Source organism: Murimonas intestini (genome assembly GCF_024622195.1).
In the GTDB taxonomy this organism is placed as follows: domain Bacteria; phylum Bacillota; class Clostridia; order Lachnospirales; family Lachnospiraceae; genus Murimonas; species Murimonas intestini.
Genome location: NZ_JANKBI010000012.1, coordinates 1 through 26281, shown reverse-complemented (window position 1 = coordinate 26281; position 26281 = coordinate 1). Strand labels below are relative to the sequence as shown.

Below are 26281 nucleotides of genomic sequence, written 5' to 3'. Positions count from 1 at the left end.
ATTCTGACTTTTATGCAGATTCGACAAACCAATTTAGTTACTGTTCACACGTCACCATCCCGCGAGGTGTTTTCGTGCGTATTTGCACGAAAATCCCGAGGGCTGCAGCGCGAAACGGCGATTTTTGCCGTTTCTGTGCATCGCGGAGCGTGTTACTGGTCACGTAGTGAACAGTAACTCAATTTATTTTTGCCTGGGAGTCTGACTTTTACTGTTTACATCTCACCCACATGTAAATCCGGTTAGAGCTGCAGGCCGCTACAGGTCCACAGCTTCAAACCTCCCTGCCGCACATCTGTATGTGAGCAGCATTCCTCCTGCGTATACCAGCATTCCAAATATCAGGACAGGTATCTGCCTTACCATCATCTCCGGCGCTGATGTATCAAGCCATGTATCCAGGCCCGGCACATGGATGGCTGTCTCGGCAGCTGCCACGAAAATACACAGGGGCACAATTGCCATCAGAAATGCCTTTCCGGCCTTAAATGCAGTTTTGAAAAAGCTTATAAAAAATACTGCATTAAAGATGGCAAACATTATAAAAACAAAGCCGAAGAATGCCGGGTTTGCTTCTATGCCCGCATCATTTGCCCCCATTCCCACTGCCTGGCGTACAAAGATAAAAGGAATGCTAAGCAGGATCTGTGCTGTCTGTGCAGCTGCCGCAAACAGGCATCTTGCCTTTACCACATCCCGCTTTTTGATGGGCAGTGTTGCCGTAAAAAAAGTATCCTTATTCTCTCTTCCGTTTATAAAACAGAAAAACAGGCCAAGGCATCCGTAAAAGAATATCACATAGAATGGATATGCCGGAATCAGGAACATGGCTCCAAATGCCAGCGTAATATACAGCATAGGATGGGCTACCAGCCTGAATTCTTTATAAAGCAAACTCTTCATCATAATTCTTCCTCTCCATCTTTACCATGATCTCTTCCAGTGACAGCTCCTTCTCATCCGGCTCCCTCAGTGACTGGAAGGAATCCAGAAACTCTTTTTTCCCGGAACATTTTACGATTTCTCCATCTTTAATATAGGTAATATCGTCAGCACATTTTTCCAGGTCGGACGTAATATGAGTTGAGAATAAGATGCTTCTCTTTCCGTCTTTCACAAGCTTCTCAAAGATCGTCAGCAGCTCATCCCTGGACACAGGGTCAAGGCCGCTGGTAGGTTCATCGAGCACAAGGAGCCTGGCATGGTGGGACAGCGCCAGGGCCAGCAGATATTTCACTCTCATTCCCGCTGAAAGCTCCTCCACACGCTTATTCTCATCCAGTTCAAATATCCTCATATATTTCTCATAATTCCCTTCATCCCATCCCGGATAAAACTTCTTTGTCACACCAGTTATCACTTTAAGCTTCTTTTTCATGTAAAAGTCGATTCCGCCGAGGACAATTCCCATGTTCTGTTTGCAGTATCCTTCCTCTTCCCTGAAATCTCTCCCAAACATGCTGATCGCTCCGCTGTCAGGATGGACCATGCCAAGCATGGATTTTAATGTAGTGCTCTTTCCGGCCCCATTCTTGCCTATAAACCCCATGATCCTGCCTTCTTTGAGGCTGAACGAGACATTTTTCAGGGTAAATGCCGGGTAGCTTTTGCTCAGTCCCTCTACCTTCAGTAATTCCATCTCATTCATCTCCTCCGCCAGATTCTAAAAGCTGTGAAGTCAGATCCATAAAAACTGATGTCTTCACAATGGCAATACCTGCTCTCTCAGGAGCTTCATCTCCCAGCACCAGCAGCTTGTCACCCGGCCTTATCTGAAAGATTTCCCTAGCCTTTTTAGGGATAACGATCTGGCCCCTGTCGCCCACTGTCACAACTCCAAACATGTGCTTCCCCTTTTCAGGTATCGCCAGTCCGTTTTCATCCTCATCATAATGGATCAGATTATCTATGGTCACATTATAGAGGGCAGCTAAAGCGCTGCAGTTCATGATATCCGGCATAGACTCTCCATTTTCCCATTTGGCTACAGCCTGCCTTGACACATTTATCTTATCCGCCACCTCTTCCTGTGAATATCTGCTGTTCTTTCTCAATCTGCGAAGATTCATGCTAATCATATTTTTCATGTTTTTCACACCTCCTGAAAACATTTTACCATAGTTCTCAAGATTTTCTACCAACCATAATTTACATGAATGTTAATACTTGTTACGTCAAAAAAATCCCTGTGCAGACTGCCGCCTGCACAGGGATTTTTACCTTCATTCACCGATCAACCGGCATTTTTTCTCTCAGACATGTACCGGATACATCTTCCGGCGCGCTGCTTATGATGCTGCTTTGAGAATGTTGCCGCTGACATTGTGGCCGCTCTGTTCAGCGCCGCCCTGTGTCCACTGGCCAGTGGTTGAACTCCATGTCACAGTTGTCTTGGAGGAACCGCTGGATGTATATATTACCTCTGTAACTTTATTTGACTCTATTGTTACACTGTAATTTCCCGGAGCATCATCTTTGATATAAGCATCAATTGCGGCAGCCGCTTCTGCGGCGCTGTATGTGGGCGCTTTCTTGGCATACTCTTCAGAAGCCACTGTCTGTGCTGCCATCAGCACTACCCTGCCTTCTAAAACAACTTGTTTTTCTTTTGCTTTGTCGATCCATCCCAGCAGGGCAGGTACCAGGATTGCGGCCAGGATAGCCAGAATCACCAGCACTACTATAAGCTCTACCAGTGTGAATCCTTTTTTGTTTTCTTTTGCTCTTTTTGCTTTTTCAAAAATACTTTCTCTCATCTCTTTAATCCTCTCTTGTACTTATTGCTCTTGTCCGGCAGTATTCTCATCAGAGTACCTGCGGCTCTTTTTTACAGCAAATAATCCCAGTCCCGAAAATAAGACTGTACCGGCTGCCAGAGGCAGTACCGGCCTCTCTCCTGTCTGCGGGGCTTTTACGTCTGTTGCCGTGGTTGCAGCCGCCTTCTGTCTGTAGATCAGAGCTACGGGAGATGCTGAGTGGAAATCTGCGGCTATCTGGTTCGCGCTTACCTTGTTCCCTTTTAGGACCTCCCATTTATGTTCTTCGCAGTAATGCAGAACATCTACCTCAATGTAGTCTGTCATGTTATTTGCCACAAATGTGACTGTCACAGGGTTTTCCTCGGTTGGAACTACATCCGTGATCTGAAGCTCCATAACAGGTGACAGGAATTTATACTGGGACATATCCGCCTTCTCAGTTTGAAGTCCGTCAGCTGTATAGATATTTATTTCCGGCAGCTCTTCGCCAAAGGCTTCTGCCACGGTAGTATCCCCTGACGCCCCGTTCAGCCTGTCCACAGCTTCCTGGAGCTCAGCTCCGTACATACCCGGAGCTGTCTTTGTCAGAGATACGCTGCCCCTGCTGGCAGATATCCCGGGCATGTCAATGGCCCCGACGATACTGCCCGCCGCCATAACGGTGGCAGACATGGACATCACAGCTGCCGCGGCAGCTATTATTTTAAGAATCTTTTTCTTCATATTTGTTTCCTCCATTTCACATACATAAGTCAGATACCCCGCTGCAGGCAGACGGGCTATGAAACATGTTATCCGCCTGTCACTCAAGCTTTTCTGTAAGATACGCCTGAACGAGATACCTGCTGTCCTTCCCTGCACTGTGGCAAGTTGAGAGCGTCAGGATACTGCTGCTCTCATCTACCGGCACATCTGTATCCAGGGAAGCTTTCATTGTACGCTGTCCCATGATTTCATCAATATAAGCTTTCCTGCTATCCTCCTCCCTGCCCAGATTATAATTCAGCAAGATATGTTTATCGTCTGAGAGGTAAGCAGCAAATATCCTGTATTTTAATATTGCATTGGGCGTATATATTGTAATTTCATCATGGTCTTTCATAAACTGGCTGTCCTCATACTGGTGCAGCCCGGCAAACATAGAGCCGTCCTTCATGTTGTGTCCATAAAGGACGGTAAGCTGGTCACTAAAATCCTTAGAATTATAATGCTCACTGAATACTGCTCCGCTGACGCTTTCTGTCCGCTCAGCCGTGTGAGTCAGGTAATAGCTGTCATCATTACTGTCCTGTACGACCGGATAATCGATCTCTGTACCGGGTATTGTTATCCAGGCATAGATGTCGGGATTCTGTTCCCTGAGACTATGGAAATCTACAGGGATGTCGATTTGTTTCAATTTTTTTCCGGCGCTGCCGCTCTGGGCATCATGACCCGGCTCTGTCTCTTCTCTTAATTGCCCCTGAGCTCTTACGCCCCGTTCCCCATCCTCCCCGTCAGTATCCTGAGCCTGTATTTCCTGCTCTTTATCCTGCTGCCTCATCTCTTCATATTCTCTGCGCGCTTCATTTTTCTCCCAATAATCTTTTCCGATGTCCAGGGCTAGTATTCCTGCCACGGCAAAAGCGCAGACTGCTGCGCTGACCCAAATCTTTTTTTTCATCACTGACCGCCCTCTGTTTTTACTTCCGTATAAAAAATATTAAGAATAAGTTCATACAGTGCCTTATCATCCACATAAACCTCATCATATACACTGCCCCGGGCTGAATCTCCCTTCAGCATCATGATTCCGCTCTCATCAAGAGACATGGACAGAATTTGTGTGGACAGATAGACTGCTTCATCCGGGGTTATATCCGTAACCATTTCATCTGTAAGATTTTGATATAATGTCAGGGGAAGGGCCATATCATCCTTAACTGCCTTCAGAGCCTGTTTCAGAAAGCTGATTATATACAGCTTCTGTCTGGCCATACGCAGGTTGTTGCTGTAGTCAATGCCTGTATCACGCCATTTCATAAATGTGAGTGCCTGCCTTCCCATCAATGTAACGGTAACTCCTTTTTTTAGTTCTTTATCTGCCTTGCTCAAATCCTCCGGCACAGTCACAGTGACGCCGCCGACTGCATCATTGATCCCGATGACCGCTTCCATATTCAGGGCTACATAGGCATTGACAGGGATCCCATAAAACAGATTCGAGACTGCGTCCACCATGTACTGGCAGCTTTTCTCTTTCCCGTCACCGAAGGCGTATGCCAGTCCAAGATGGTTAATGGATTCTCCCAGATAATTCCCTTTATAGTCAAAGGTCTTAATATCAGTCATTGTGTCTCTGGATATCCCTATTATCTTCATTTTCTCTTTTTCATGATTTAAGACCAGCAGAAAAATAGTGTCAGCCTGCCCGCTCTCACCTGATATTCCTTCTCTTTTTTCAATGACCTCACTCCTCTGGTCTATTCCCATTATCAGTATAGTGGTAAGGTTTTCATTGTAACGGTAGGCCCTGCCTCCGTACCAGATGAGATCTGGGTCGTAAGAATACATTGTATTATCTTCACCTTCTGCTGTACCATCCTGCCGGGAAACCATTCTATTCTCCACAGTACTTACATTGTCTTTAACGGCCTCGGCCCCGCTCACCCGCAGAAAATGGTAGGTTCCCAGTATTCCCATAATACAAAATACAGAGGCGCTGCTTAAAACAAGCACCCCCCGCAAACAATACCTGGCTGCTGACTTTCCGCCAAATGCATGTTTAAATGCCAGAAGTATAAAAGCCCCTGCTGCTCCGCCAAGCATGTTAAAAAGTATATCGTCTACATCAAAAGTACCTGTTTTCCCTAAAAATTGCGCAGACTCAATGCCAAGGCTTATTAAAAACGCAGCTATAGTTCCTTTTGCAGCCCTCCATTTGCCCTGACTGTGCCAGCACACTAAAAACCCGGCCGGAATAAAAAGGGCTAAATTCAGAATATCTCTCACAGCTGCTTTTCCCAGATGGTCCGCTTCCCAAAGGTCATTTAACAGGATAAGCTGGACCCTGGCTTCATTCTGTACTTCCCTGGTGAACAGGGTAACTGTCAGGATTCCTGCCAGATACACAAGAAAAAGACCATTTATACAATATCTTTGATACACTGTCTTTTTCTGTTCCTCCATCTTCATTTTAGGAAAGATCAAAAAATACAGTATAATGAATACTGCTGCAATTCCGCCGGCCGCTGCGTAAAACACTGCTGGTACCGCCTCAATTTCACTGGACATTGTTTCCAGGGCTTTGCTAAAATCACTTAATATTTTCACTCTGTTACCTGTTCTTCTTTTACTATCAGCTTCAGTTCCCTGATTTTGGACTCATTTCCATCTGTATCTATTACTGAATATTTCAGTATGTATTCACCAGGAATATTCACGTTGTATTCTCCTCTAATCTGTATATCCCTGTACAAAATATATCTGTCATCTTTATCATCTGAAACATCTTTCACCTGTGCAAGCAGATCAAATTCCTCACCTGCTTTGATCTCCACTGTGTCATTTACAAGTGTCAATACAGGAATTTCCGGATTTACAGTCTCTGCCTCCTGTTCCTCCATATTTTCCGTCTGGCTCTTCTCTTTTTCTGTATTTTTATTATCAGCTAACTTTTCTTTGTTATATTCGTCATGCTCTTCCCTGAACATCTCCTGCTCTTTTTCCGTTAACTGTATATTCCTGATTTCTATTGTTCCCTGGTCTTTATCTCTCAGGTTCAATTTGTCATCTATCAGACTGTATGACCTGAAAGATAGGAAAATAAATAACCCCGCCGCAATAAATAAAATGCCAGTTATCAAATACTTTTTTTTCATGAAATCGCCTCCGCTATAAAGTACTCTCTGTGTCTAACTCTTCCTCCTCACTGTTCTGTACATATCTGCTGTATTTTTCATATTTTCCGTAGTAACCGTATCTTCCATAGCCGTACCCTCCATATGATGATATGCCTCTCTGGCCCCGGTTCAGCAAATATCCCATCAGTTTTTGCCCCCGGTTCACTTCTGCGATCCCTTCCCTGATCTCATTAATCTCAGCATAGTCATACCTGACGACATATACAGAAGCATCTGTATAACGCATCATCAATGCCGCATCCCCAAACATATGTGAGGGAGGAGTGTCAATAATGATAAAATCATATGATACTTTAAGCTGCTCCATCAGTTTCTCCATTCTGTCATTATCCAGAATCACGGACAGCTCACCTTTTATTTTTCCGGCCGGTATCAGATGCAGGTTTTCTGTTATTCTTACAAGGATATTGTCCTGACCGGCTTTGCCCGTAAGATACTCTCCCAGCCCGTTTTTCCCTGGATCTGTCTCCAAAATACTGCTGACAGAGGGGCTCCTCATATCTGCATCTATCAATATTGTCTTTTTTCCTCTCTCACTGAAGGCCAGTGCCAGATTTACTGACAAAACACTTTTCCCTTCCTGAGGAAGGGCACTGCTAATAAGCAGCACCTTTTTATCTGACTGCTCCAGGCGTTTCTCCAGACGCTGCTGGGCGGATAATACCGACTGCTTAAATGACAAGTCAACTCTCTTTTTATTTATAAGCAGCTGATTTCTTTTCTTATTTTTCCTCTTTTTGAAGCGTACCTCTGGCACAAGTGCCAGACAGCCCAGATCTGTAATTTTTTTCATATCACTTTCTTTCCGGACTGTTTTGATTGTCAGTACGTATCCTGTTGCGCATATAAAGCAGAATGCCAATCCATAAATGATCCCTTTTACAATGGAATCAACAAGAGAATAGCTGTTAACCGGAACACCTCCGGATTCCACCCTGTCAACCACCTGCATCTCTACAGTTCCGCTTGATCTGGAGGCCCACTCTGGGTAAATCACCTCCAGCAGGTCTGCTATGGTATCAGCATTCAGATAATTATTTGCAGAAACTGTAATCGTAAACAGATTTGCCCCCTCTGTGTTGGATGCAGTAATTTTATAGTTGGGGTTTATTGTCTCCCCTTCAACCATAGCCAGCATTTCCTTTGTAAATTCTACGCCGGTTATTATACCTGGTGCCGTCTGACTCAGCCGCTTTGCTATAGATGCGTCTATGGCCGTATCACCTGTTTTTGTTACTGAATATGTAATTTTGGCTTCATAAACAGGCTGATATGTAATATTCAGATATAAAACTGTCGCAGCAGTTACAGCTGCTAAAGCAAGTATTATCTGCATCCAGTATCTTCGAAAGCATCTGAGATAATCATCCATCATACCGCCCAGATCCATTGCAATTTCATCATCATATAATCCTCTTTGTAAATCATCCTGCATTTTTCTACTCCTATCTCCGGGTACTGCTACGATTCTTTCCCATAACTGCTGTAATATCTGTCATATTTTTTTCTTCTGTCTCCTGATGTGCCGCCGCCTTTTACTGCATTGAGCACACAGCCAAGTACATTTGCGCCTGCTTCTTCAAGAGTGTCTGTCACATCGTTCACCATACCGGCCCCCACTCTGTCCTGCCTCATGACAACCACAGCAGCGTCACAGAATTCTGCTATCGCCTCAGAATCTCTTACTATGCCTACAGGAGGCGTATCAAAAAGGATATAATCTACTTTACCTGACATAAGTCTGAATAATTCCCGGAATGCCTGACGAGTCAGAAGCTTATCCGGTTCAGCTTCCGGGCTGCACTGAAATACACAGTATAATTCCCGTTCTCTTCCTTTGTATATGACTTGTCTCAGTTCAGAATTGCCCTTCAGATATTCGGATAATTCCTGTTCCTTTTCCAGAGTGATATCAAAGATCTTTGCAAGTGCCGGCCTTCTCAGATCAGCGTCTATCAGCATTACCCTCTTCCCCCGCCGTACAAAACTTAATGCCAGATTTGCAGCAACTGTTGATTTCCCTTCATTTTCCTTAATGCTTGCAATCATGAGAGACTTCATCTGGGAATTTTCCATTTTTTCCTGAATCCTTGTGGTAAGTTTATCCATCTCTTCAACATAAGCAATATCCGTGGCACTCTGAGATATCAGGATGGACTTCTGCTTATTTTTCTTCTGGTATACAATACTGCCCAGATAATCTGCATCTAATAAACAGGCTGCCTGGTCTCCGCTATAGATCTTATCCCCAAACAGACATTTCAGTACAACCAGTCCTGCTCCTGCGATTAATACCATTAAGATCACAACACATGAATACAGCATTGACTTATCACGGCCAGCCGTTATATTGTCTGCTGACGGAGGCTCCAGGCTGTTCAAAAGATATCCTGATTCAAAATAACCTGACAGAGAAGGGTATGCCTTTAATGCTGCTTTTAAAAGACGGAACGCATCCTGTGAAGTCCCTGCTGATGCCTTTAGCTTTATAACATTGCTGCTTCCTGTCTGCTCCGCCTCCACTCTTCCCGCAAGCTTTTCTCCATCTTCTGTTTTCCGCATCTGGTCTTTTAATGTATCACTGTTTAATGCGCTCATACATCTGGCTACTGCTGCATTCATATTGTAATCATTCAGTTTTGAGGCAGAATTGTCCCTTGGTATCACCGCCAGATTCGTTGTGGCAGTATATTCCGCCGGCATGTAATAATTCAAAAAAATGAATGATACAATCCCGCATATTCCTGCCGTCATCAGGATTATCTGGAGAAACCGGCAAATGGAACGCCGCAGGTAAGGAATGTCAAAACCTGCATAATCCTGTCCCCGCTGTAAATTCTTCGGTGTCATATCCGTTATCGTCCTTTCTGTTTATGAGGTAGTTACTCTACGATCACTATTAAAGATGCATTGCACTCATAGCCTGTCTTTTCTGACTTATAGGAATATTCTGCTGAATATATACCCGGAACATCAGTATCCACATCAGAATGAATATCGATCCTGGAAACAGATATGCTGTGTGCGTCTGACGTCATGTCCTCTGTATTATCTGTATTATCTGTATTCTCTGTCTTATCCTGTGCGGGTCCGATCAGCAGGATTCCCTGATCATTTACATAGTCCAGGTAATCTTCCGGTCTGAATTTATCCCCCTTCTCTATATAAGTCAGATATTCTTTTAAAATTATCTGGGGCCGCAGTGAGTGTTCCTCATAACTGTCCTCATAAATTTCTATCTGAACAGGAAGCAGCGCTGAATCTCCCACGCTGTTTTTAACCTGAAGCGTACAGTCATAGATTCCCTTATCAGGTTTTTCCGGAATAGTATCATTGCCGTAAAAAGTGATAAATGGTGAAATATCCCCGTCAATGCAGTCATCTGCATGCACATAATTAAATAATGAAAAGTCCTGATTCTCCGGAAACCTCAATCTTTGTGTAAGAGTAAACCGTGGTTTTCTATAATCTTCATAGTATAATGTTCTTGAAATCCTGCCTGCATTATTAGATTTATCAAAGGCCACATAAGTCACGGTAAAAGCATTATCTTCTCCTTCCTCCTGCTTTTTGATATTTTCAATCAGTATACTGTCCGATACATCTCCATCCTTATCATCAAAAGCCGCTATCCCTTCCAGTATTTCCTGGTCACTGGCATCCAGTCCTACCGTTATACTTTCTGATCTTGCGCTGAGTACAGGGCCCTTAGGGTCAGCTGCTTTTTCATTTATATATAAGTAATAGATACCAGCTATAAGTGAAACAAAAAATATAATGCCAACGATGTTTTTAATTCTTTTCATTTTGCCTTACCTTTCTATGCCTCTGAGCCTGATCGTTTCATAGCCTTTTAATATTCTGCTGGGATTTTCTGACAGCCAGATATGAATATCACGTCTTCTATAAGACTTCATAAGAACCTCTGCCAGTTTCCCCATAGCAGGTGTACGCACCTCTGTCCCATGCGCGTCTGAGGCGATCACACCGGCTATTCCATTCCGCAGAAAACCATGCGCCAGCTCCCTGCACCGTACTCCAAACCCGCCAGACAGGCTTTCCTTGTTTATCTGCAGTACACAACCTTTTCTTTCAAGAAAATATGCCAGCCCCGGATCCCTTTGCATAAAATAATATCTTTCCGGATGAGCCAATATTATCCTGTAATTCAGCTTCTGCAGCATAGATATCCTGCTGCAGACATTTCCCGTACTCTCATTAAACGGAAATTCTACCAGGAGATAATCCGTACCATTCACAGGAAGAAACCTGCCGCTTTCCACCATCAGCTGCGTGTTCTCATCCAGTAAAATTTCCATCCCCGGATAAAGAGTAACTGGTATCTTTTTTTCATACAAAACTTTCCTCAGTCTGTTCAAAGCTTTAATATAGCCTCTAATATCATATGTATGATAACTGCAGTGGCTGGCTGCCACCATATGATGTGTTCCTGTAAACCCTGCCATGGCCGCCATGTCAGCCGCCTCTTTTAAATTCCCTGCGCCGTCATCTAAACCTGGCAGAATATGAGCGTGGATATCAACCATTTTTTCCTTTCTTATTTATCCTGTAAAAAGAACCTGCTATCCTGTTAATGTTATCTTTAAAAAATTTATCTTTTAAAAGGATCAGTACTGCAAAATAGATGCATGCACCACTAACCATCATAATTGCCGTATTTAAAAACGAAGGGAAAAGCATAATATTTTCCCACTGCAAAACAAAAAACATCAATCCTCCCGCAATCAGATAATTTTTGGACAGCAGAAAAATTCTCTTAACCGAAAATTCTTTACGCACTATATAAAGCTGTACAAGTGCTATTACTGTCTCCGCCAAGACGGAAGCTATCGCTGCCCCAATAGAATAAAATACAGGAATAAGAAAAACATTTAGTATAAAGTTAACGCCTGCACCTATACATACTGTTAATGTAAACATATTTTGTCTTTGTGTAGGTATCATATACTGCATGCCAGTAACGTTATTGATCCCTATCGCCAGGACAAGGAAGCTCAGCACACACAGCAGAGGGATCACCTTATCGTAGCCTGCCCCTAAAAACCAAGGCACTAAATTTCCTGAAATGCCGATCAGCCCAAATGTCAGAGGAATACCTAAAAACCACACGAAATTATACCCTCTGTACATATACATCTCCACGTTCCTGTTTTCCCTGTGGTTAAAATAGTAACCAATGCGGGGAATCATCACTGTTCCAAGTGATGTCACCAGCGTTAAAACCATTTTTGACAATTTTAAGGCCTGTTCATAATAACCATTCTCCGCTGTACCGGGTGAAAAAATTCCTATCATTGTCTTATCTAAAACCGTATAAATCTGAATCGCTATAGTTGGTATAAACAGAGAAATTACTGTTTTTAAATTTACGCAGGGATGTAAATTTCTCAAGTCCGGTTTGTCTATATAGCGCGGCAGATAGAACCACAGTGAAATATTGCTCAGCAATTCCAGACCTACCAGGCCGGCAGCATATATCAGAAGATCATTCTGGGACTTAACAAACACAAAAATAAAAATAATTCCTGCCAGCTTAAAAATCACATTTCTCAGCACCGTCTTTCCGAACTCTTCCATACCCTGCAGAAACCAGGAAATATCAAATGCAACCGTCAAAATATTAATTGAAAGTATCCAATACATTTGATTCCCGCCCTGTTTCATGCAGAACAAAAAGTATATCAGCATACTTACTGCAACAGTCATAAACCTGAGAATAACTGTGTTCCAAAATACTCTGCTGCGCTCTTCACGGTCTTCATGGATATACGAGATCTGCCTTTGTCCATATGTAGAGGTGCCTAATGCTGCAAACAAGGCAAAATAGGAAACTACTGAAGCAGTAAAGCTGTATAACCCGATCCCTTCTGCTCCCAGCACACGGGAAGTATATGGGGTAGTTAAAATTGGAGTTAAAAGTATTAAAATTTGATAGCTGACATTATAAAGATAGTTTATTCTAATGCTTTTTTTCATATCCCACTGTGCCTTTCTTCTACATCTGTATTATTTCCACATCTATATTATTTTTCTTTAATCTCTCATAAAATTGTTCTAATCTTTCATCAGATAATTCCGTATACGAATCCATCCTTCTGCCAAGTATGTTATATTTCTTTTCTGCCAGGCGGTGGACTTTAAAAATTTCAACAGGTATTTGCTGGTATTTCTTAAGAAAACCAATTATTAATGTCAGGTTTTCATCATTATATGTATAAGGTTCTACAAGAGGGATCCTGAAACATAATATCTTCTTTTTATCTGCCAGCTTTTCAACATTCCGTATATATTGTTTAATATCTCCTTTCAGAAATTTTAAACACCCTTCAGGCTGAAGTATTTTAATATCCACTATGAACCAGTCTAAATTTTCCGCGGCAAATTCCAGCTGCTCATCTGATACAAAAACAGACGTTTCCGCCCCCTGGTTTATACCGTATTCTTTTAGATCCAAAACCAGCCTGCCCAGCTTTGGAAGTGTAAGCAGCGCTTCCCCTCCTGACCATGTAATTCCTCCTCCTGAGGAATAAAACGGAATATCATGCAGCAATACCTCTCTTAGCTGGTCTATTGTATAATATTTTCCATATGCTCCAGGTTTGCTTCCGGTCTGATAATGAACTATCTTATTATCCAGATTTTCCGGGTTCGCACACCAGGGGCACCTGATACCGCAGCCTTTTAAAAATACAGTTGTACGTATTCCCGGACCATCCTGCAGACAAAACCTCTGTATATTACCAATCAGATATGAATCTGATGTCTCCTCAATCATACTTTTCCCTCATTCTGCAGAGCCCGTCTGATGAGCAGATTTTTATATTCTTCAGGCAGATCATTAAAATATGCACTAAATCCCCACACCCGCACGATCAGTCCTGTAAACTTCTCCGGATGTTTTTGAGCCTCAAGTAAGATACTGCTGCTTACCACATTCATCTGCATCTGAAAGAAGCCGCGCTTGATGCCAAACTGCAGAAAGTCAACAAATTTTTCAAAGTTGTTTTCTATGAAAGAAGGCGCTGCCATAATATCGACAACATTCCCATTAAAACCTCCCCTGCTGTAATCTAAGGACGCTGCAAATGACACTAATTCCGTATAGGCCTGTCCGTGCATACTTGAAATATGGACTCCTAAAGGTTCTCCTGCTCTCCTGCCATCAGGCGTTTCCGGTATTTTTTTGCCGCAGTCAACATAGCCCGGGGATGATAACCCAATTTTAAATCTGCCTCCAAAAGAATTCCGCACGTCTGCGATACCTGCTTTAGCTGCATCAAACAGTCTTTGGCTGACCTGTACTGCAATATCGCTGTCATCTCCAAAATGAGGGGACACTGAACTAAGTTTTTTAAATATTTCCTCCTGCTTCATGACATCTTTCAGTTCCTGCAAGGTAAATTTTTTTTCTTCATATACAGCCTTTTTTATATTTAGCAGAGCGTCTGCCGTATTAGAGAGTCCAACAGAAAGAAGGCCGTAATTGTTATATCTGGCTCCCCCTTCTGAGATATCCCTCCCATACATCAGGCAGTCTGGATAAAACATTGTAAGTAACGGGTCCTCTTTCCATTTGATAGCTGACGCTGATTCAGCACATCTTTTTGCCTGTTTTTCTATTTCTTTACAATAATCATTCAGCAGGCTTTCAAAATTTTGGTATTTACTTTGCTCTAAAACATTTAGAAAATCCGCCATAGGTCCTGCAAAAATAACATTGTCCAGATTATTCTGATCCATTGTTTTTCCTGGTATGAGCGGTTCCCAGCAGGCAGACGTACAATAGCCATATGTGTCTTCTTTTTCGTAACCAAATTCCTGCATCAGCGGAATAATAAGATCATCATTAGAAAGCAGGGGACTTCCGTTCCCTTTGACAATACAGCTGCATGCTTTTGCCGCCAGCTTACGGGGCATAGAGGCACTGACACGCAGAAGCAGTTTGGGATCAGGCAGGTTCAGCCTGGATATAATATCCAGTAATGCCCCAGTTATATTGTTGCAGAAGTAGCTTCCGTCTTCCTCAAGACCTCCAAGAACAATCAGCTGTCCAGTATCCCCAAGCAGCGCCTGGCTTTTAAATATGTAATGCCTGTGCAGGCATATGCAGAAATCTGTCAGTATATCTTCTGTCTCTTTATTGCTGAGCCCTTCACAGTAGCGGTCCAATATTTTATCAAGGCGCCCCAGTCCCATTAAAGTGTGCCCTGACTGATGCAGAAATTGATTCCATATGAGTATGCGCTGCAGGGCGTCTTCCATATTTCGTGATTTTTCTGTAATAATCCTGCTTACCCGCTCTGCGGCATCTAAAGTCCCCAGATTTTTCAGGTATTTAACACATCTCAATAGATATTCTTCCACTGCAGACAATATATTTTCATTTGTAATTCTCATTTCCTTACTAATCTTTTTGCCGCACGCCACTCTTTTTATTTCTTTTAAAGATGCATGGGCAATAAGGGTATAGTCTAATGGAAGATTATGGATCACCGGCTTATCTGACCATAAGGAAACATTCTCATCTATATAATAATAAAATCTGTTTCCACGTTCATAATGCATCTTTGTCTTTTTCAGCATATGTACTATTTGCTGTCCGGGCTGCTTATCATCTATTAGTTTTGTAAAAAGAATGTTCTTTAAAATATCAGCATAATATTGATGATTTTTTTGTTTTACTATTTTATTTTTCTTCCATGCTCTGTTTTTTGCCATATGTAAATGACGGCCAGCCTTTGATAACGTCTTTATTTTTTTCCCATTATGCATCTCATCTACCTCTTTAATAAACGATGCTTAAGTATCTATCTTTAACTGCTTCTTTACATACCTCACAAATGCGGGATACTGAAAACAGCTTTCACAAATACCTTTAATAACTATTTTCGCTTTTTTAAAATTTCTGTATTTTATGATATGTACAAAAATTTCACGTATATAAGAGCAGAGTATTTTGTGATATTCTCTTTTATTATAGAATCTGCTGCTTAATAGATTATTTCTGTAAAATAAATGGTACATATCCATTCTTCCTGTATCTTTTTCTTCATATAAAAGTAAAGCTTTTGCATTTTTCCGTTTATGGCAGACTCTTGACTTTCCGACGAGATATGCCCTTCCGGCCTTTTCAGTCAGGCGCTGTGTATATTCAGCATCATCTCCCCAGATAAAAAAATCCTTGTACGGCAGTCCGCATTTTTTTATTGAATCTACAGGTATCAGCAATGACACGAACGTAGCATTTTTAATTTTAACAATGCCCTCATCCAGATATCTGTACCAGTCAGAATAGCCATTTGGGGCTACTCTGCCATCTATCTGGGGTACATTCATTGCCTCTCCATTTTCTCCAAATACAGTACTGGCCAGAAAACTGGCCTTCTCATTTTTTATATTGAGATACCGTTCTGCAGATATCAGTTCTTCAAGAGCATTTTTTTCCGGAACTGTATCATCATCCATTATCCATATAAAATCATTTTTTAATTTAGCTGCACGCCTGAAACCCTCATGAAATCCTCCGGCTCCACCCAGATTTGTTTCCATGAGACAATAAATAAAATTATTATTCTTTAAAAATCCTTTATCATTTAGTGCATCATGCGTTCCATCTGTACTGGCATTATCGATCAGCAAAATACTGCTGACCGGATACGATTGTGACTGGATCGCCTCCAGACACTCTATGAGTAAGTCTTTTCGGTTATATGTAACTACCACCGCTGTTACACCTGGATTCATAATAATCCGCCTCCTGATCTGCTGATTTTTTCAATCTCACTTCCCGCTATTTGCTGTATCATTCCTGATTCTTTCATCACAATATTTCAGAAACCCGCTGTAATCCTGAAATAAAGGTTCTGTATTCATAAAAGATTCAAGTATCTCCTCTCTTTCATCCCCGTGCCAGTCAAGAAACAGTCCTTCTCTTTCTAATTCACTGATATCCCTTTTCATATATAGATGAAAAAAAGCTCCCATTTCTTTGACAGTTGGATATTTTCCATAGAATTTCAAATATTCTTTTACACATATAAAAGCCTCGTTTAATTGTTCATGTACTCTTTTTTTGTAATATTCCTCCAAAGTACATACTATTTTTGCAGGGTTCCCTGCTGCAACTACATTTTCCGGTATATTGTCTTTAACTACACTTCCTGCGCCAATAATCACATTATTTCCAATGTGTGTTCCCATCAAAATAATACTGTTCATACCAATAAAAACATTATCCCCAATAACAGTTTTTCCCGCCTCACACAGGATCTGTCCATAATATCTGCGCAGCACTGAACGGCTGTAATCATGCTGAAGGATAATAGTTCCCCTGGCTATTTTGCAGTAACTGCCTATTTCCAGCATCCATGGCCTTTGTACATCCACAAATGTAGATTTCGCATCAAAAAAGAACGTCTTCTTTCCAACCTTCAGATCCTTTTTCTGCAGATAATAATTCAGTTCATCTGAAGTCTCCGGCTTCATTCCCCAGTTTATCAGCTGCTTCATAAAAATCCGCCGTACTTTATTTCTCACTCTCAACAAATACTTCAATTAATGCTCCTGTCTGATTTAAACAATCTATTTTTGATATCTCTCACTTCTGTATCATACTGCAGATAGGCAGCAGCAAATTCATGCATCTTTACCTTGTAATCTGGAGGCAATGATTTGTACCAGAGGATGACCTTTTCAAAATCAATGGGTGTATCATCCTGAGGGATCCTGAAATGATAAGGCCAGTTTTCATTGATGGACATATCCGGCACTTCATAGATAAAAGGTAAGCCTAATGCTGCATATTCTTTACTTTTTAATGACGTATCCAGGGCAGCGCCACGTTTGTGGTACGCCAGCCCTCCAATGCCTATGTGGCAGCCTGCAGCGGCGCCGGACATCTCTTCCAGCGGAACTGCTTCATGCAATACAATATTGTCCATAAGCCCATATTCCGCTGCCGCTTTTTTTAATTCTTCTGTGGTATTATTCTCATTAGAATAAATGTCAAATCTTAAAGTGTATGGCCCCTGGTATTTTTTAATCCCTTCAATAACACGTTCATAGCCGTGCCAATACCTGACATGTGCAAAGGCTATACATCTGAATTCTTCTTTCAGTTCTGGTATTTTTCCGGGCTTGTACCTTTGGGCATCTATACCATTAGAAAACGGCAGGTATTTTTCAGGGAGGACACAATCTTTTTGAAGACAGACTGCTACAAGATCTAACCCTGGTTCAACAAAGAGTTTAAAATACATCATCTCTACTCTTTCATTAAAACGGTCTGACAGTCTGTCACTTGGGTCTAATGGATATGTAGGCAATTCGTAAATGACTTTTGCTGAATTTTTCATGGCCCTGAAGAATTTATCGCTAAAAAATATTCTCTGAAGCAGACGGCGTATATAGACTAATTCAATTTTATTTTCTGTTATCCACCCGTTAAAATGTTTAAATACATCAGAAAGATAAATCCTGCTTCTGGTTTTGAATAAGGCTGCATCATATTCCCAATGGGCAACCTCTCTTCCTGCCCTTCCCTGCCTTACTTCAAAAATGGTTTGTACTACATATTCCTGCCTTCTCTCCATTGTCCCTGCATATGTTAAAAATCCTGCACGTTCAAAACTGTGCAGCTGAGCAAGGGTCTTATTCTGATAATTCATAAAACTAAGATTTATATATAATATTTTTCTCATTAATAAACCATCATCCTATTCTGCTAAACTGCTGTCATATTTTTCAAATAAAGTGGATCTTTTACTCTTTGCAGTAATACTATCTTCCAATGCAAAAAATATCATCATTAACGGAAATGTCTGCAATTGGTCCAGATACCATAAACCAATAAAATAGCAAATCCAGCATATTGCAAAAAGTTTGGCCAGATTTATATTTTTAACTGCCTTTTTTACAGAATCTGTAAAATAAGATACCGACATAAATATCCATGCTATGAGTCCGGGCCAGGCGTATGTTACATATTGGGCAACATAAAAATTATCAATAGATTTAATGTCATACCCCTCAATGTACAAGTGGAAATTAAAAGCCCCTCCCCTTCCCAGCAGAGGGTCAGGCCAGTTTTTTAAAATAGTGTTGTTAAACAACAGCTCACGGTAATATGCACTGTCCTCCAGAATATCGGCCTGTGCACCGAATCTCACTGAATAATCTGTATTAAATATGAAATCAACAGCGCTAAAAATCGTCCTCCAGATTCCCTGGGCCATCCCGTCCCTGAATATGATTAAAAACAGTAAAACTGCAGGCATAAATACCCCGGCAAATAACAACGCCTTCTTTACCTCTTTTTTTCCTGACAGGATCAGAATCAGAAATACGGAAAGCGCCAATTGACCTATGGCAAGCCTTGCGCCGGTCAGAAAAATGTTTACTATAAAAAGTACCAAAAGCAGCGGCTGGCTGCACAGATCTATCTTTTTCTGCCTGACATCGTAACAGATAAAAGGAAAAAAGATCATTAAATATAAACCATATGAATTTGTCTCCCAACAGGGTCCTTTAATACGCATTGCATCAAACCGCTGTACGCTGCCTACCTCTTTGCCAAGAGTATTCAAGTACAAAAATGGCGATTTTCCTATAACAAGCTCCAGCGGACTCAATAAACAGACGAACAATAAACATTTGTATATGAGAGAAAGAAACTGCTCCGGTGAATATTCATACCTCAGCAAATACATGACGGCAAAAAGTACCATAAAAACATTTGTAAACCAGTAAAATATTGTATTAAGACTCAAATGAAACAAATTCGTATAAATCACAATAACTGCGTATAATGCTATCCATACTATGTGTTTACAATGCTTTAAAAGAGATATAAACTCCTGACGTTTTCTGCCGCTTGAGAATATTGAAAAGTATAATAGAATTTCGATAACCCTAAGCGCCGTCAAATCAAAAAATCCGATTCTTATGCCAAAATACGAAGGTATAATAAGCAGGCTGATTATAAATAAATTTGCGATCATCCTAAAGCTTATTTGTCCGTGCCTTAATGCTCTCCAGTTTATCTTTGGAATTTTAACTGTGTTAATAAACCTCATTTTTATATCTCCGTTAATTATATATTTCCTGCAAATGCACAGACTGGCTGAATAGTTACGATTTCTTCCTTACTTATGACGCAGTAACTGGTATATCTCTTTATAGACACTTTTAGGATTTGCAAATAAATTCCCATATAAAGTAAGCATCATGTAGTCCTGGATTCTGTTTTTTTCCTTTATCCTGAATATTAGTTCCGCTGCTTTCCTGCATTTCCTTACAGTTTTAATTTTATAAGCCTTACCTTCTATATCTCTTTTGCTTAACCATTTTTCAAAGAACGTACACTGTTCAATCCATCCTGCATACTCTTTTTTTCTTTCCTCCCAGTTATCTAAGGTATTAAATGTCGCACAGCCTTCAAAGCGGCGCCATTTTATTGACTCAAAACAATATAAATAGAGTGAATCTGTAATCATGCCTAACCGCCACAGCAAAGCGTCATGTGACTGGTTCTCTGTCCATATTTGTTTGATTAAACCCATAAATTCTGACTTAAAACCATAAACACAGCCCGGACGCCTTATATTCATAAATCTGGAAGTAAATTCTATCTTTTCCAGACTGTTATCATATTTCATAGCGTATACACCCGGAATCTTAGTTTCCGGAACATAGTTGAGTACTTTAAAATTTGAAACAAGTACTCCAATTTCAGGATGCTTCTCCATAACTGATGCCATCATTTCGATCTTCTCAGGATTCCAGATATCATCCTGGTCGCATGGAAAAATAATGTCTGAGGACGCCAAAGCAAAACTATGGATAAAATTACAGCGCCAGCCTTTATTATGTTTATTCACATATATTTTCCATTTATCTAATTTATATCTGTCTGTATATTCTCTGATTTTCCGGACGGTTTCATCAGAAGAACAGTCATCTGCAATAATTACTTCATCCGGTATCCTCGTCTGTCTGCGCAGTGATTCCAGCTGCTCAATAATATATTTACTCCCGTTGTAACACGACAATATAACTGATGTAGTCATCTGATTACCTTTCCTGTTTATGTTTTCTGTCAAATTTCCTCCACTCATATTCTGTTCGGTTATCCATCCCGGCAGCCTTGATCTTCTCACATTCTGCTCTCCGTTTTGCCTTCAGATTTTCAAAGGTACCTGCCTTCCGTGCCGGGATACCTGCTGCAATTGTTCCTGGCAATACATCTTTAGTAACTACTGCTCCGGCGGCGACAATGGCATTAGGGCCAATGCTGACACCCCCTAAAATCTGGGCACCGGCCCCTATAAAACAATTGTCAAAAATTTCAATACATCCAAGATGCTGTACAGAGAGATCCGGATCTATATTTCGCATTAATAAATGTATCACATCATGTGTTATAAACCTGACATCAGCAGAAACGACTACGTTATTATGTATTTTGATCAATTTAGGATCCATTGGAATTTTTCTGGGCTGATAAAATAAATTTTCACCGCATTTAAAAAATATGTGATGTCTTTTAATAAATCTGCTTCGCATGTCAGAGAATGGCAGACAAAAAAATACTGTCTTCTGTATTAATTTTTTTACTTCTTTTAGTTTCCAGCAGCTCATACACTAGTCCTCATATTTGATGTATTTTAAGATTTCTCATTAAAAAAGTGCATCCTGATATATTCCATAAAGCCGCATGTTTCATATAAAATGCCTTTAAACCATGTTTCAGATAAGGGTTCTTCCTATAGTCCGGAAACCTGGAATTTACTTTATATAAAGTTTCTTTCTGCATTTTCTTTCTGAAGTGCTTATCCTTAACCCTGCATATACGTCCCATAGAACTGCATAATAAAATTTTTACATATGCATATTCAAGCTCATAGTAGAACTTATAAAAATTATTAGTATTAACATAATATTTAAGTACGTCGTCCATAACGTAAAAAATATGCTTTACCCGGCAATCCTGTTCCCCATGTGTAGAGGAATTTCCATGAATAACATAATAATAAAGAAAATCATCTACTGATATTATGGTGCCGAGATCAGGAAGCAATTTCAAATAAAACGCGGTATCCTCATAGAAAACTTTTTCCGGAAAATGTATGTCACTATTGCGCAGCATCTCTCCCCGGTAGATCTTGTTGCACGGTGATACATCAGGATCAATAAACATATCTTTCTGACTCATAAATTTCTTGGATATGACTTCTTCTTTATCTCCATTTTCATGGACGATTATATAGTTGCAGACAACCATATCCGCATTTTTTTCTTTCGCCCTATGATAAAGTACCTCTAACATTTCGGGTGCAATATAATCGTCTGAATCTATAAAAACGATATACTCCCCAGATGTCATGTGTATGCCCAAATTGCGGGCCCTTCCCTGTCCTCCGTTTTCTACATTTGTGAAGGTGAACAATCCGGGATACCTGCTGGCATATTCGCAAATAATACTCTGAGAATTGTCGTCTGACCCGTCATTTACGATAATTACTTCATAATCCTGCATGGTTTGCCTTAAGATTGAATCCAGGCATTTATTTAAATACTTTTCACTGTTGTATACAGGAATAACAATACTGATTTTTTTCATTTGTATCTCCAAATATTAATCTTCTATTGTCTCCAGAAACTTTTCAATCCTCTCAACAACTGCTTTCTGCCCGGATACATATTTTTCGAAAATCTTTTTCTCAGATGACTTAATAACTTTTTCCAGCTGATCTTCTTCCCTGCAGACTAATATGTAGTTTTTCTTTTCAAATGCCTCTGCAATCTGCAGCTGATGATCATCAACATGTTCTCCGTATTCTTTTCTTCGCGGAAATACGATCACTGGTTTTCCAAAGTTCAGTCCCTCTATAATTGTTCCAACCCCGCTGTGTGTTATTAATAGATTGCATGATTTTATAGTTTTCAAAAACTCATCTCTGTTCAAAAAACGTTGGGACTGATAATGCTTAGGAGCATAAGTTGAATTGCCTGTCTGCGCAAATACAGTATCTTCGATAATGCCTTTCTCAACTAATCCATCTATCGAAGCCAGCAGCCTGTTTAACTGAAATTTTTGAGTACCAACTGTTACAAATATCATTTTTGTTTACCTCTGATTTCAAAATATTCTTCCAACATATTCTGCTCTTGGATAAAACTCCAGCATCTCAGGCCACTGTACTAAAAACAGATCTGCTATGTATTTCATATACCGTCCGGTCAGGGATGGCTTATCAACTCTTGCGAAGGATTCTATATATATGATTTTCTTTCTCATTATCTTTCCGATCAGGCAGATTGGAAACGCTGCCAGAGCGCCTGTAGAAATTATGCAGTCTGGTTTTTCTCTGTGCAGAACACGAAACGAAATTATAAAATTTTTAATCAGCTTGACTGCGGCTCCCTTTTCTTTCCTGTTAATCTGCTCCACAAACCACACATTTTTCCATTTTCCATTTAAACCTAACTCATTTTTTTCTGTTAATAAAAATGATTCATGGTTACAGACAATATTGTGCAGACACATGATTTCTTCCAGATGTCCTCCCGAAGATGCTGCAAAACACAATTTCATCTCTGCATCCCTCCTGTTTTATACAAGTACACTTGCAGATTTTTCTAATCTCTGCAGTATAAGTCCCGTGTATAGACTTTATCAATTACTTCATCCAGTTCATCATTATATCTGTTGGCAATTATAGTATCTGCCTCATCCCGGAACACTGCCCAGTCATTGATAACCTCATTTTCTAAAAACACACTGCCGTCTTCCAGTGAAGGTTCATATATAATAACCTTTGCGCCTTTATCCCTGAGTCTTTTAATAACTCCCTGTATACTGCTGTGCCGGAAGTTATCACTTTCAGCTTTCATGGCGAGACGATACACACCTACCACAACATTTTTATTCCTGGTTCCCGCACTTTTTTCAGAATGAGCTGCTGCCTTATCAAAGACACGCTCCGCGATAAAATCTTTTCTGGTCCGATTAGCATCCACCACTGCCTTTATAATATTTTCAGGCACGTCATGGTAATTTGCCAGCAGCTGTTTCGTGTCCTTAGGCAGACAATATCCTCCATATCCAAAGGATGGATTGTTATAGTGTGAACCAATACGCGGGTCAAGGCTGATTCCTTCAATAATTTGTGCCGTGTTTAGCCCGCGTATTTCTGCAAATGTATCCACTTCATTAAAATAGCTTACTCTCATTGCCAAAAATGTATTGGCAAACAGCTTTATCGCCTCTGCTTCAGTTGATCCTGTAAACAATACCGGGATATTCTTTTTAATTGCTCCATCCTGCAGCAGTCCTGCAAAAGTTTCTGCTGCATTAACCAGATGTTCATCATCAGAAGGACGCCCCACTATGATACGGCTTGGATAAAGATTATCGTATAATGCACGCCCTTCCCGAAGAAATTCGGGACTAAAAATTATATTTCCAAATTTATATTTTTTCCTGATATATTCTGTATAGCCAACAGGTACTGTAGATTTAATGACTATAACTGCATCTGGGTTTACTTTTGTGACAGTTTCAATCACCTGCTCTACGCAGCTGGTATCAAAGTAGTCTTTGCCTTCATCATAATCAGTAGGCGTTGTAATAACCACAAAATCTGCTGACCTGTATGCAGCCTTTCCATCAACTGTAGCTTTTAAGTCTAAATCATGGTATTTTAAATATTCTTCAATCTCCTTATCTGCCAGTGGAGAGATACGATGATTGATTTTATCAACTTTTTCCTGGATGATATCTACTGCTTCGACATGATTGTGCTGTGAGAGCAGGCATGCCAGAGATAAACCTACATAGCCTGTTCCTGCAACCGCTATTTTATATTGCTTCATATAAATTCCTCTTTTCATTTGCCATATCTGCTTCTTTACAGATTATTATTTAACATTTATCACATCGCTCCATCGCCTTTTACCACGGCCCCTAAAGTCCTGATAAGGATTTTTATATCTTCACCTAATGTCCAATTTTGGATATATTCCATATCCAGCTGAACTACCTTTTCAAAATCAGTAATACGGTTTCTGCCGCTTACCTGCCATAACCCTGTAATCCCGGGCTTAGTTGCCATCCTTGCACGATGATGGAAATCGTATTTATCCCATTCATCCACAGTAGGAGGCCTGGTGCCTACCAGGCTCATCTCCCCCTTGAGTACATTCCAGAATTGTGGGAATTCATCAATAGAGGTCTTTCGTATAAACCAGCCCAGGCCATGCTTTGTGCCATCGGGGCCGCTTCCAATTATTCTTGGGTCAGCGTCAAGCTTAAACATATGTCCCTCAATCTGATTTTTTTCCATAAGCTCTCTTTTTCTCTCCTCCGCATCCATATACATGCTCCTGAATTTATATATTCTGAATTTTTTACCGCCTTTTCCGATTCTATCCTGTGAAAAAAAGACAGGGCCGGGAGACGCCACATATATCATTGGGCCAAAAATGATAAGCATGATTCCTGTGAGAAGTGTACCAACCATGCCTCCGCAAATATCCATCAAGCGTTTAAGAAAAGCCTGACGCGGAGTCGCTGCCCTGATACATGTAGTTATAACAGGATATCCGCATATCTTTTCCAGGATCTGCGTGTCATGCACATTCCCGGGAAAATTCAGACAGAAATGAACCGTCACCCCCATCTCTCCGCATATCCTTATTAGTTTGTCCGGATATTCTGTTTTATCTGAAATCTGTACCAGTACTTCATCTACCCAGTGGTTTTGAATATATTCCAGTATCTCTTCCTTACCCGAAGCTACTACAGGATAAACGCCTGCTGCCTTTATCTTGTTTTCTTCTTCTACTATCCCAATCCCTGTTATCCTCATAGACTTCCTGCAGCTTTTTTCCAAATGTTCAGCCATATCTGCAGCCAAATCCGATGATACAATGATGAGTACCGCACGTCCTCTGTCAAAACCTCCGCCATATTTTTTCAGATAGCATTTCCATATACAGCGCATAGAGTATAAAAGGAGAAAGTAAAATAAGATAAAACAAAAAAAAGAGATGCGTGAAAAATCATCTGACTGTTTTGTTAAAAACAGGTACAGCCCTTCACAGGCAGTTACATATCCCACCTGGCCGGCTGTAGCCTTTAATTCTTTCAAATATCCTCTATTCAGGATACTTCTGTAATTTCCAGTCAAAAATATTACACAGACAGTAACAAGAAACAGGATTATAGACATCTCCCTGTAAAGATTTATATTATAGATACCTTTAAAACCAGACCTCACCATTACAGAGAGTGCAAATGATATTTCTACAATAATTAAATCCAGAACCATAAAATCTACATGTTTTAACCAGCTATTTGAAATTCTCCAATACATAATACAGCTCCTTAGTTTACAGAAGATTAAATTATTTTCTTCCATATCGATCCCTGTCATTGCGTGCCAGCACTATCTGGGAATGAAAATTTATGCTTCTGTTTTTAACAATGACGGCATGGATACATCCTATAAGCTGAATAAGAACTAAGCCTTCTCAATTGCCACACAACATAATAACAATTATGTGTTTTCGCCTTGTATTACATAATAACAATTATGT

26 protein-coding genes are annotated in these 26281 nt (G+C 40.6%); all 26 read right to left on the bottom strand.

What is annotated here, in order from left to right; all coding sequences use genetic code 11:
• Window positions 1-258: 258 nt before the first annotated feature.
• Entirely contained in the window at window positions 259-906 is a 648-nt protein-coding gene (locus tag NSB28_RS16030; RefSeq protein ID WP_109624965.1) for an ABC-2 transporter permease, read from the bottom strand.
• A complete protein-coding gene (locus NSB28_RS16025; protein WP_109624966.1) occupies window positions 884-1639 on the bottom strand; it encodes an ABC transporter ATP-binding protein in 756 nt (251 codons plus the stop codon). The genes NSB28_RS16030 and NSB28_RS16025 overlap by 23 nt, the downstream gene beginning before the upstream one ends.
• 1 nt (window position 1640) lies before the next feature.
• The gene (locus NSB28_RS16020) at window positions 1641-2087 is read right to left on the bottom strand and encodes a helix-turn-helix transcriptional regulator (RefSeq protein ID WP_243134658.1); all 447 of its coding nucleotides are present in this window, start codon (window positions 2085-2087) and stop codon (window positions 1641-1643) included.
• 201 nt (window positions 2088-2288) lie between these two features.
• Entirely contained in the window at window positions 2289-2756 is a 468-nt protein-coding gene (locus tag NSB28_RS16015) for a type II secretion system protein (protein WP_109624967.1), read from the bottom strand.
• Window positions 2757-2777: 21 nt separating this feature from the next.
• A complete protein-coding gene (locus NSB28_RS16010) occupies window positions 2778-3482 on the bottom strand; it encodes an LPXTG cell wall anchor domain-containing protein (protein ID WP_257497478.1) in 705 nt (234 codons plus the stop codon).
• A gap of 79 nt (window positions 3483-3561) precedes the next feature.
• A complete protein-coding gene (srtB, locus tag NSB28_RS16005) occupies window positions 3562-4422 on the bottom strand; it encodes a class B sortase (RefSeq protein WP_109624969.1) in 861 nt (286 codons plus the stop codon).
• Complete coding sequence (locus tag NSB28_RS16000; protein ID WP_109624970.1) at window positions 4422-6071, bottom strand: LCP family glycopolymer transferase; 1650 nt, start codon at window positions 6069-6071, stop codon at window positions 4422-4424. The genes srtB and NSB28_RS16000 overlap by 1 nt, the downstream gene beginning before the upstream one ends.
• Window positions 6068-6619, bottom strand: a complete 552-nt coding sequence (locus NSB28_RS15995; protein ID WP_109624971.1) for an immunoglobulin-like domain-containing protein — start codon at window positions 6617-6619, stop codon at window positions 6068-6070. Before NSB28_RS15995 ends, NSB28_RS16000 begins: the two co-directional genes overlap by 4 nt.
• A gap of 13 nt (window positions 6620-6632) precedes the next feature.
• Entirely contained in the window at window positions 6633-8096 is a 1464-nt protein-coding gene (locus NSB28_RS15990; protein WP_109624972.1) for a CpsD/CapB family tyrosine-protein kinase, read from the bottom strand.
• Window positions 8097-8122: 26 nt separating this feature from the next.
• Entirely contained in the window at window positions 8123-9511 is a 1389-nt protein-coding gene (locus NSB28_RS15985; protein ID WP_109624973.1) for a polysaccharide biosynthesis tyrosine autokinase, read from the bottom strand.
• 32 nt (window positions 9512-9543) lie between these two features.
• Window positions 9544-10467: a hypothetical protein gene (locus NSB28_RS15980; protein WP_109624974.1), complete on the bottom strand. Its 924-nt coding sequence runs from the start codon at window positions 10465-10467 to the stop codon at window positions 9544-9546.
• A 6-nt stretch (window positions 10468-10473) separates the two neighbouring features.
• Window positions 10474-11208, bottom strand: coding sequence for a tyrosine-protein phosphatase (locus NSB28_RS15975; protein WP_109624975.1), 735 nt, complete (start codon window positions 11206-11208; stop codon window positions 10474-10476).
• Entirely contained in the window at window positions 11201-12658 is a 1458-nt protein-coding gene (locus NSB28_RS15970) for a flippase (protein WP_109624976.1), read from the bottom strand. The genes NSB28_RS15975 and NSB28_RS15970 overlap by 8 nt, the downstream gene beginning before the upstream one ends.
• A gap of 19 nt (window positions 12659-12677) precedes the next feature.
• Window positions 12678-13457 carry a radical SAM protein gene (locus NSB28_RS15965; RefSeq protein ID WP_109624977.1) on the bottom strand — a complete coding sequence of 260 codons (780 nt, stop codon included), beginning with the start codon at window positions 13455-13457 and terminating at the stop codon, window positions 12678-12680.
• On the bottom strand, window positions 13454-15265 hold the full coding sequence (locus NSB28_RS15960) for a pyruvate formate lyase family protein (RefSeq protein ID WP_257497480.1): 1812 nt from the start codon (window positions 15263-15265) through the stop codon (window positions 13454-13456). Before NSB28_RS15960 ends, NSB28_RS15965 begins: the two co-directional genes overlap by 4 nt.
• Before the next feature lie 216 nt (window positions 15266-15481).
• A complete protein-coding gene (locus NSB28_RS15955) occupies window positions 15482-16426 on the bottom strand; it encodes a glycosyltransferase family 2 protein (RefSeq protein WP_109624979.1) in 945 nt (314 codons plus the stop codon).
• Between the two features lie 36 nt (window positions 16427-16462).
• Entirely contained in the window at window positions 16463-17191 is a 729-nt protein-coding gene (locus tag NSB28_RS15950; RefSeq protein ID WP_109624980.1) for an acyltransferase, read from the bottom strand.
• A 41-nt stretch (window positions 17192-17232) separates the two neighbouring features.
• Window positions 17233-18381 carry a glycosyltransferase family protein gene (locus NSB28_RS15945; RefSeq protein ID WP_109624981.1) on the bottom strand — a complete coding sequence of 383 codons (1149 nt, stop codon included), beginning with the start codon at window positions 18379-18381 and terminating at the stop codon, window positions 17233-17235.
• A gap of 15 nt (window positions 18382-18396) precedes the next feature.
• On the bottom strand, window positions 18397-19272 hold the full coding sequence (locus NSB28_RS15940) for an O-antigen ligase family protein (protein WP_257497482.1): 876 nt from the start codon (window positions 19270-19272) through the stop codon (window positions 18397-18399).
• Window positions 19273-19824: 552 nt separating this feature from the next.
• Window positions 19825-20748, bottom strand: coding sequence for a glycosyltransferase (locus NSB28_RS15935; protein ID WP_257497483.1), 924 nt, complete (start codon window positions 20746-20748; stop codon window positions 19825-19827).
• A 4-nt stretch (window positions 20749-20752) separates the two neighbouring features.
• Entirely contained in the window at window positions 20753-21163 is a 411-nt protein-coding gene (locus tag NSB28_RS24730; RefSeq protein ID WP_276538663.1) for an acyltransferase, read from the bottom strand.
• A gap of 166 nt (window positions 21164-21329) precedes the next feature.
• A complete protein-coding gene (locus NSB28_RS15925) occupies window positions 21330-22301 on the bottom strand; it encodes a glycosyltransferase family 2 protein (RefSeq protein WP_109624985.1) in 972 nt (323 codons plus the stop codon).
• A gap of 15 nt (window positions 22302-22316) precedes the next feature.
• Entirely contained in the window at window positions 22317-22802 is a 486-nt protein-coding gene (pssE, locus tag NSB28_RS15920; protein ID WP_109624986.1) for a PssE/Cps14G family polysaccharide biosynthesis glycosyltransferase, read from the bottom strand.
• Between the two features lie 18 nt (window positions 22803-22820).
• Window positions 22821-23276: a PssD/Cps14F family polysaccharide biosynthesis glycosyltransferase gene (gene pssD / locus NSB28_RS15915; RefSeq protein WP_109624987.1), complete on the bottom strand. Its 456-nt coding sequence runs from the start codon at window positions 23274-23276 to the stop codon at window positions 22821-22823.
• A 44-nt stretch (window positions 23277-23320) separates the two neighbouring features.
• Window positions 23321-24556, bottom strand: coding sequence for a nucleotide sugar dehydrogenase (locus tag NSB28_RS15910; protein WP_109624988.1), 1236 nt, complete (start codon window positions 24554-24556; stop codon window positions 23321-23323).
• A gap of 59 nt (window positions 24557-24615) precedes the next feature.
• The gene (locus tag NSB28_RS15905) at window positions 24616-26058 is read right to left on the bottom strand and encodes a sugar transferase (protein ID WP_109624989.1); all 1443 of its coding nucleotides are present in this window, start codon (window positions 26056-26058) and stop codon (window positions 24616-24618) included.
• Window positions 26059-26281: the final 223 nt, after the last annotated feature.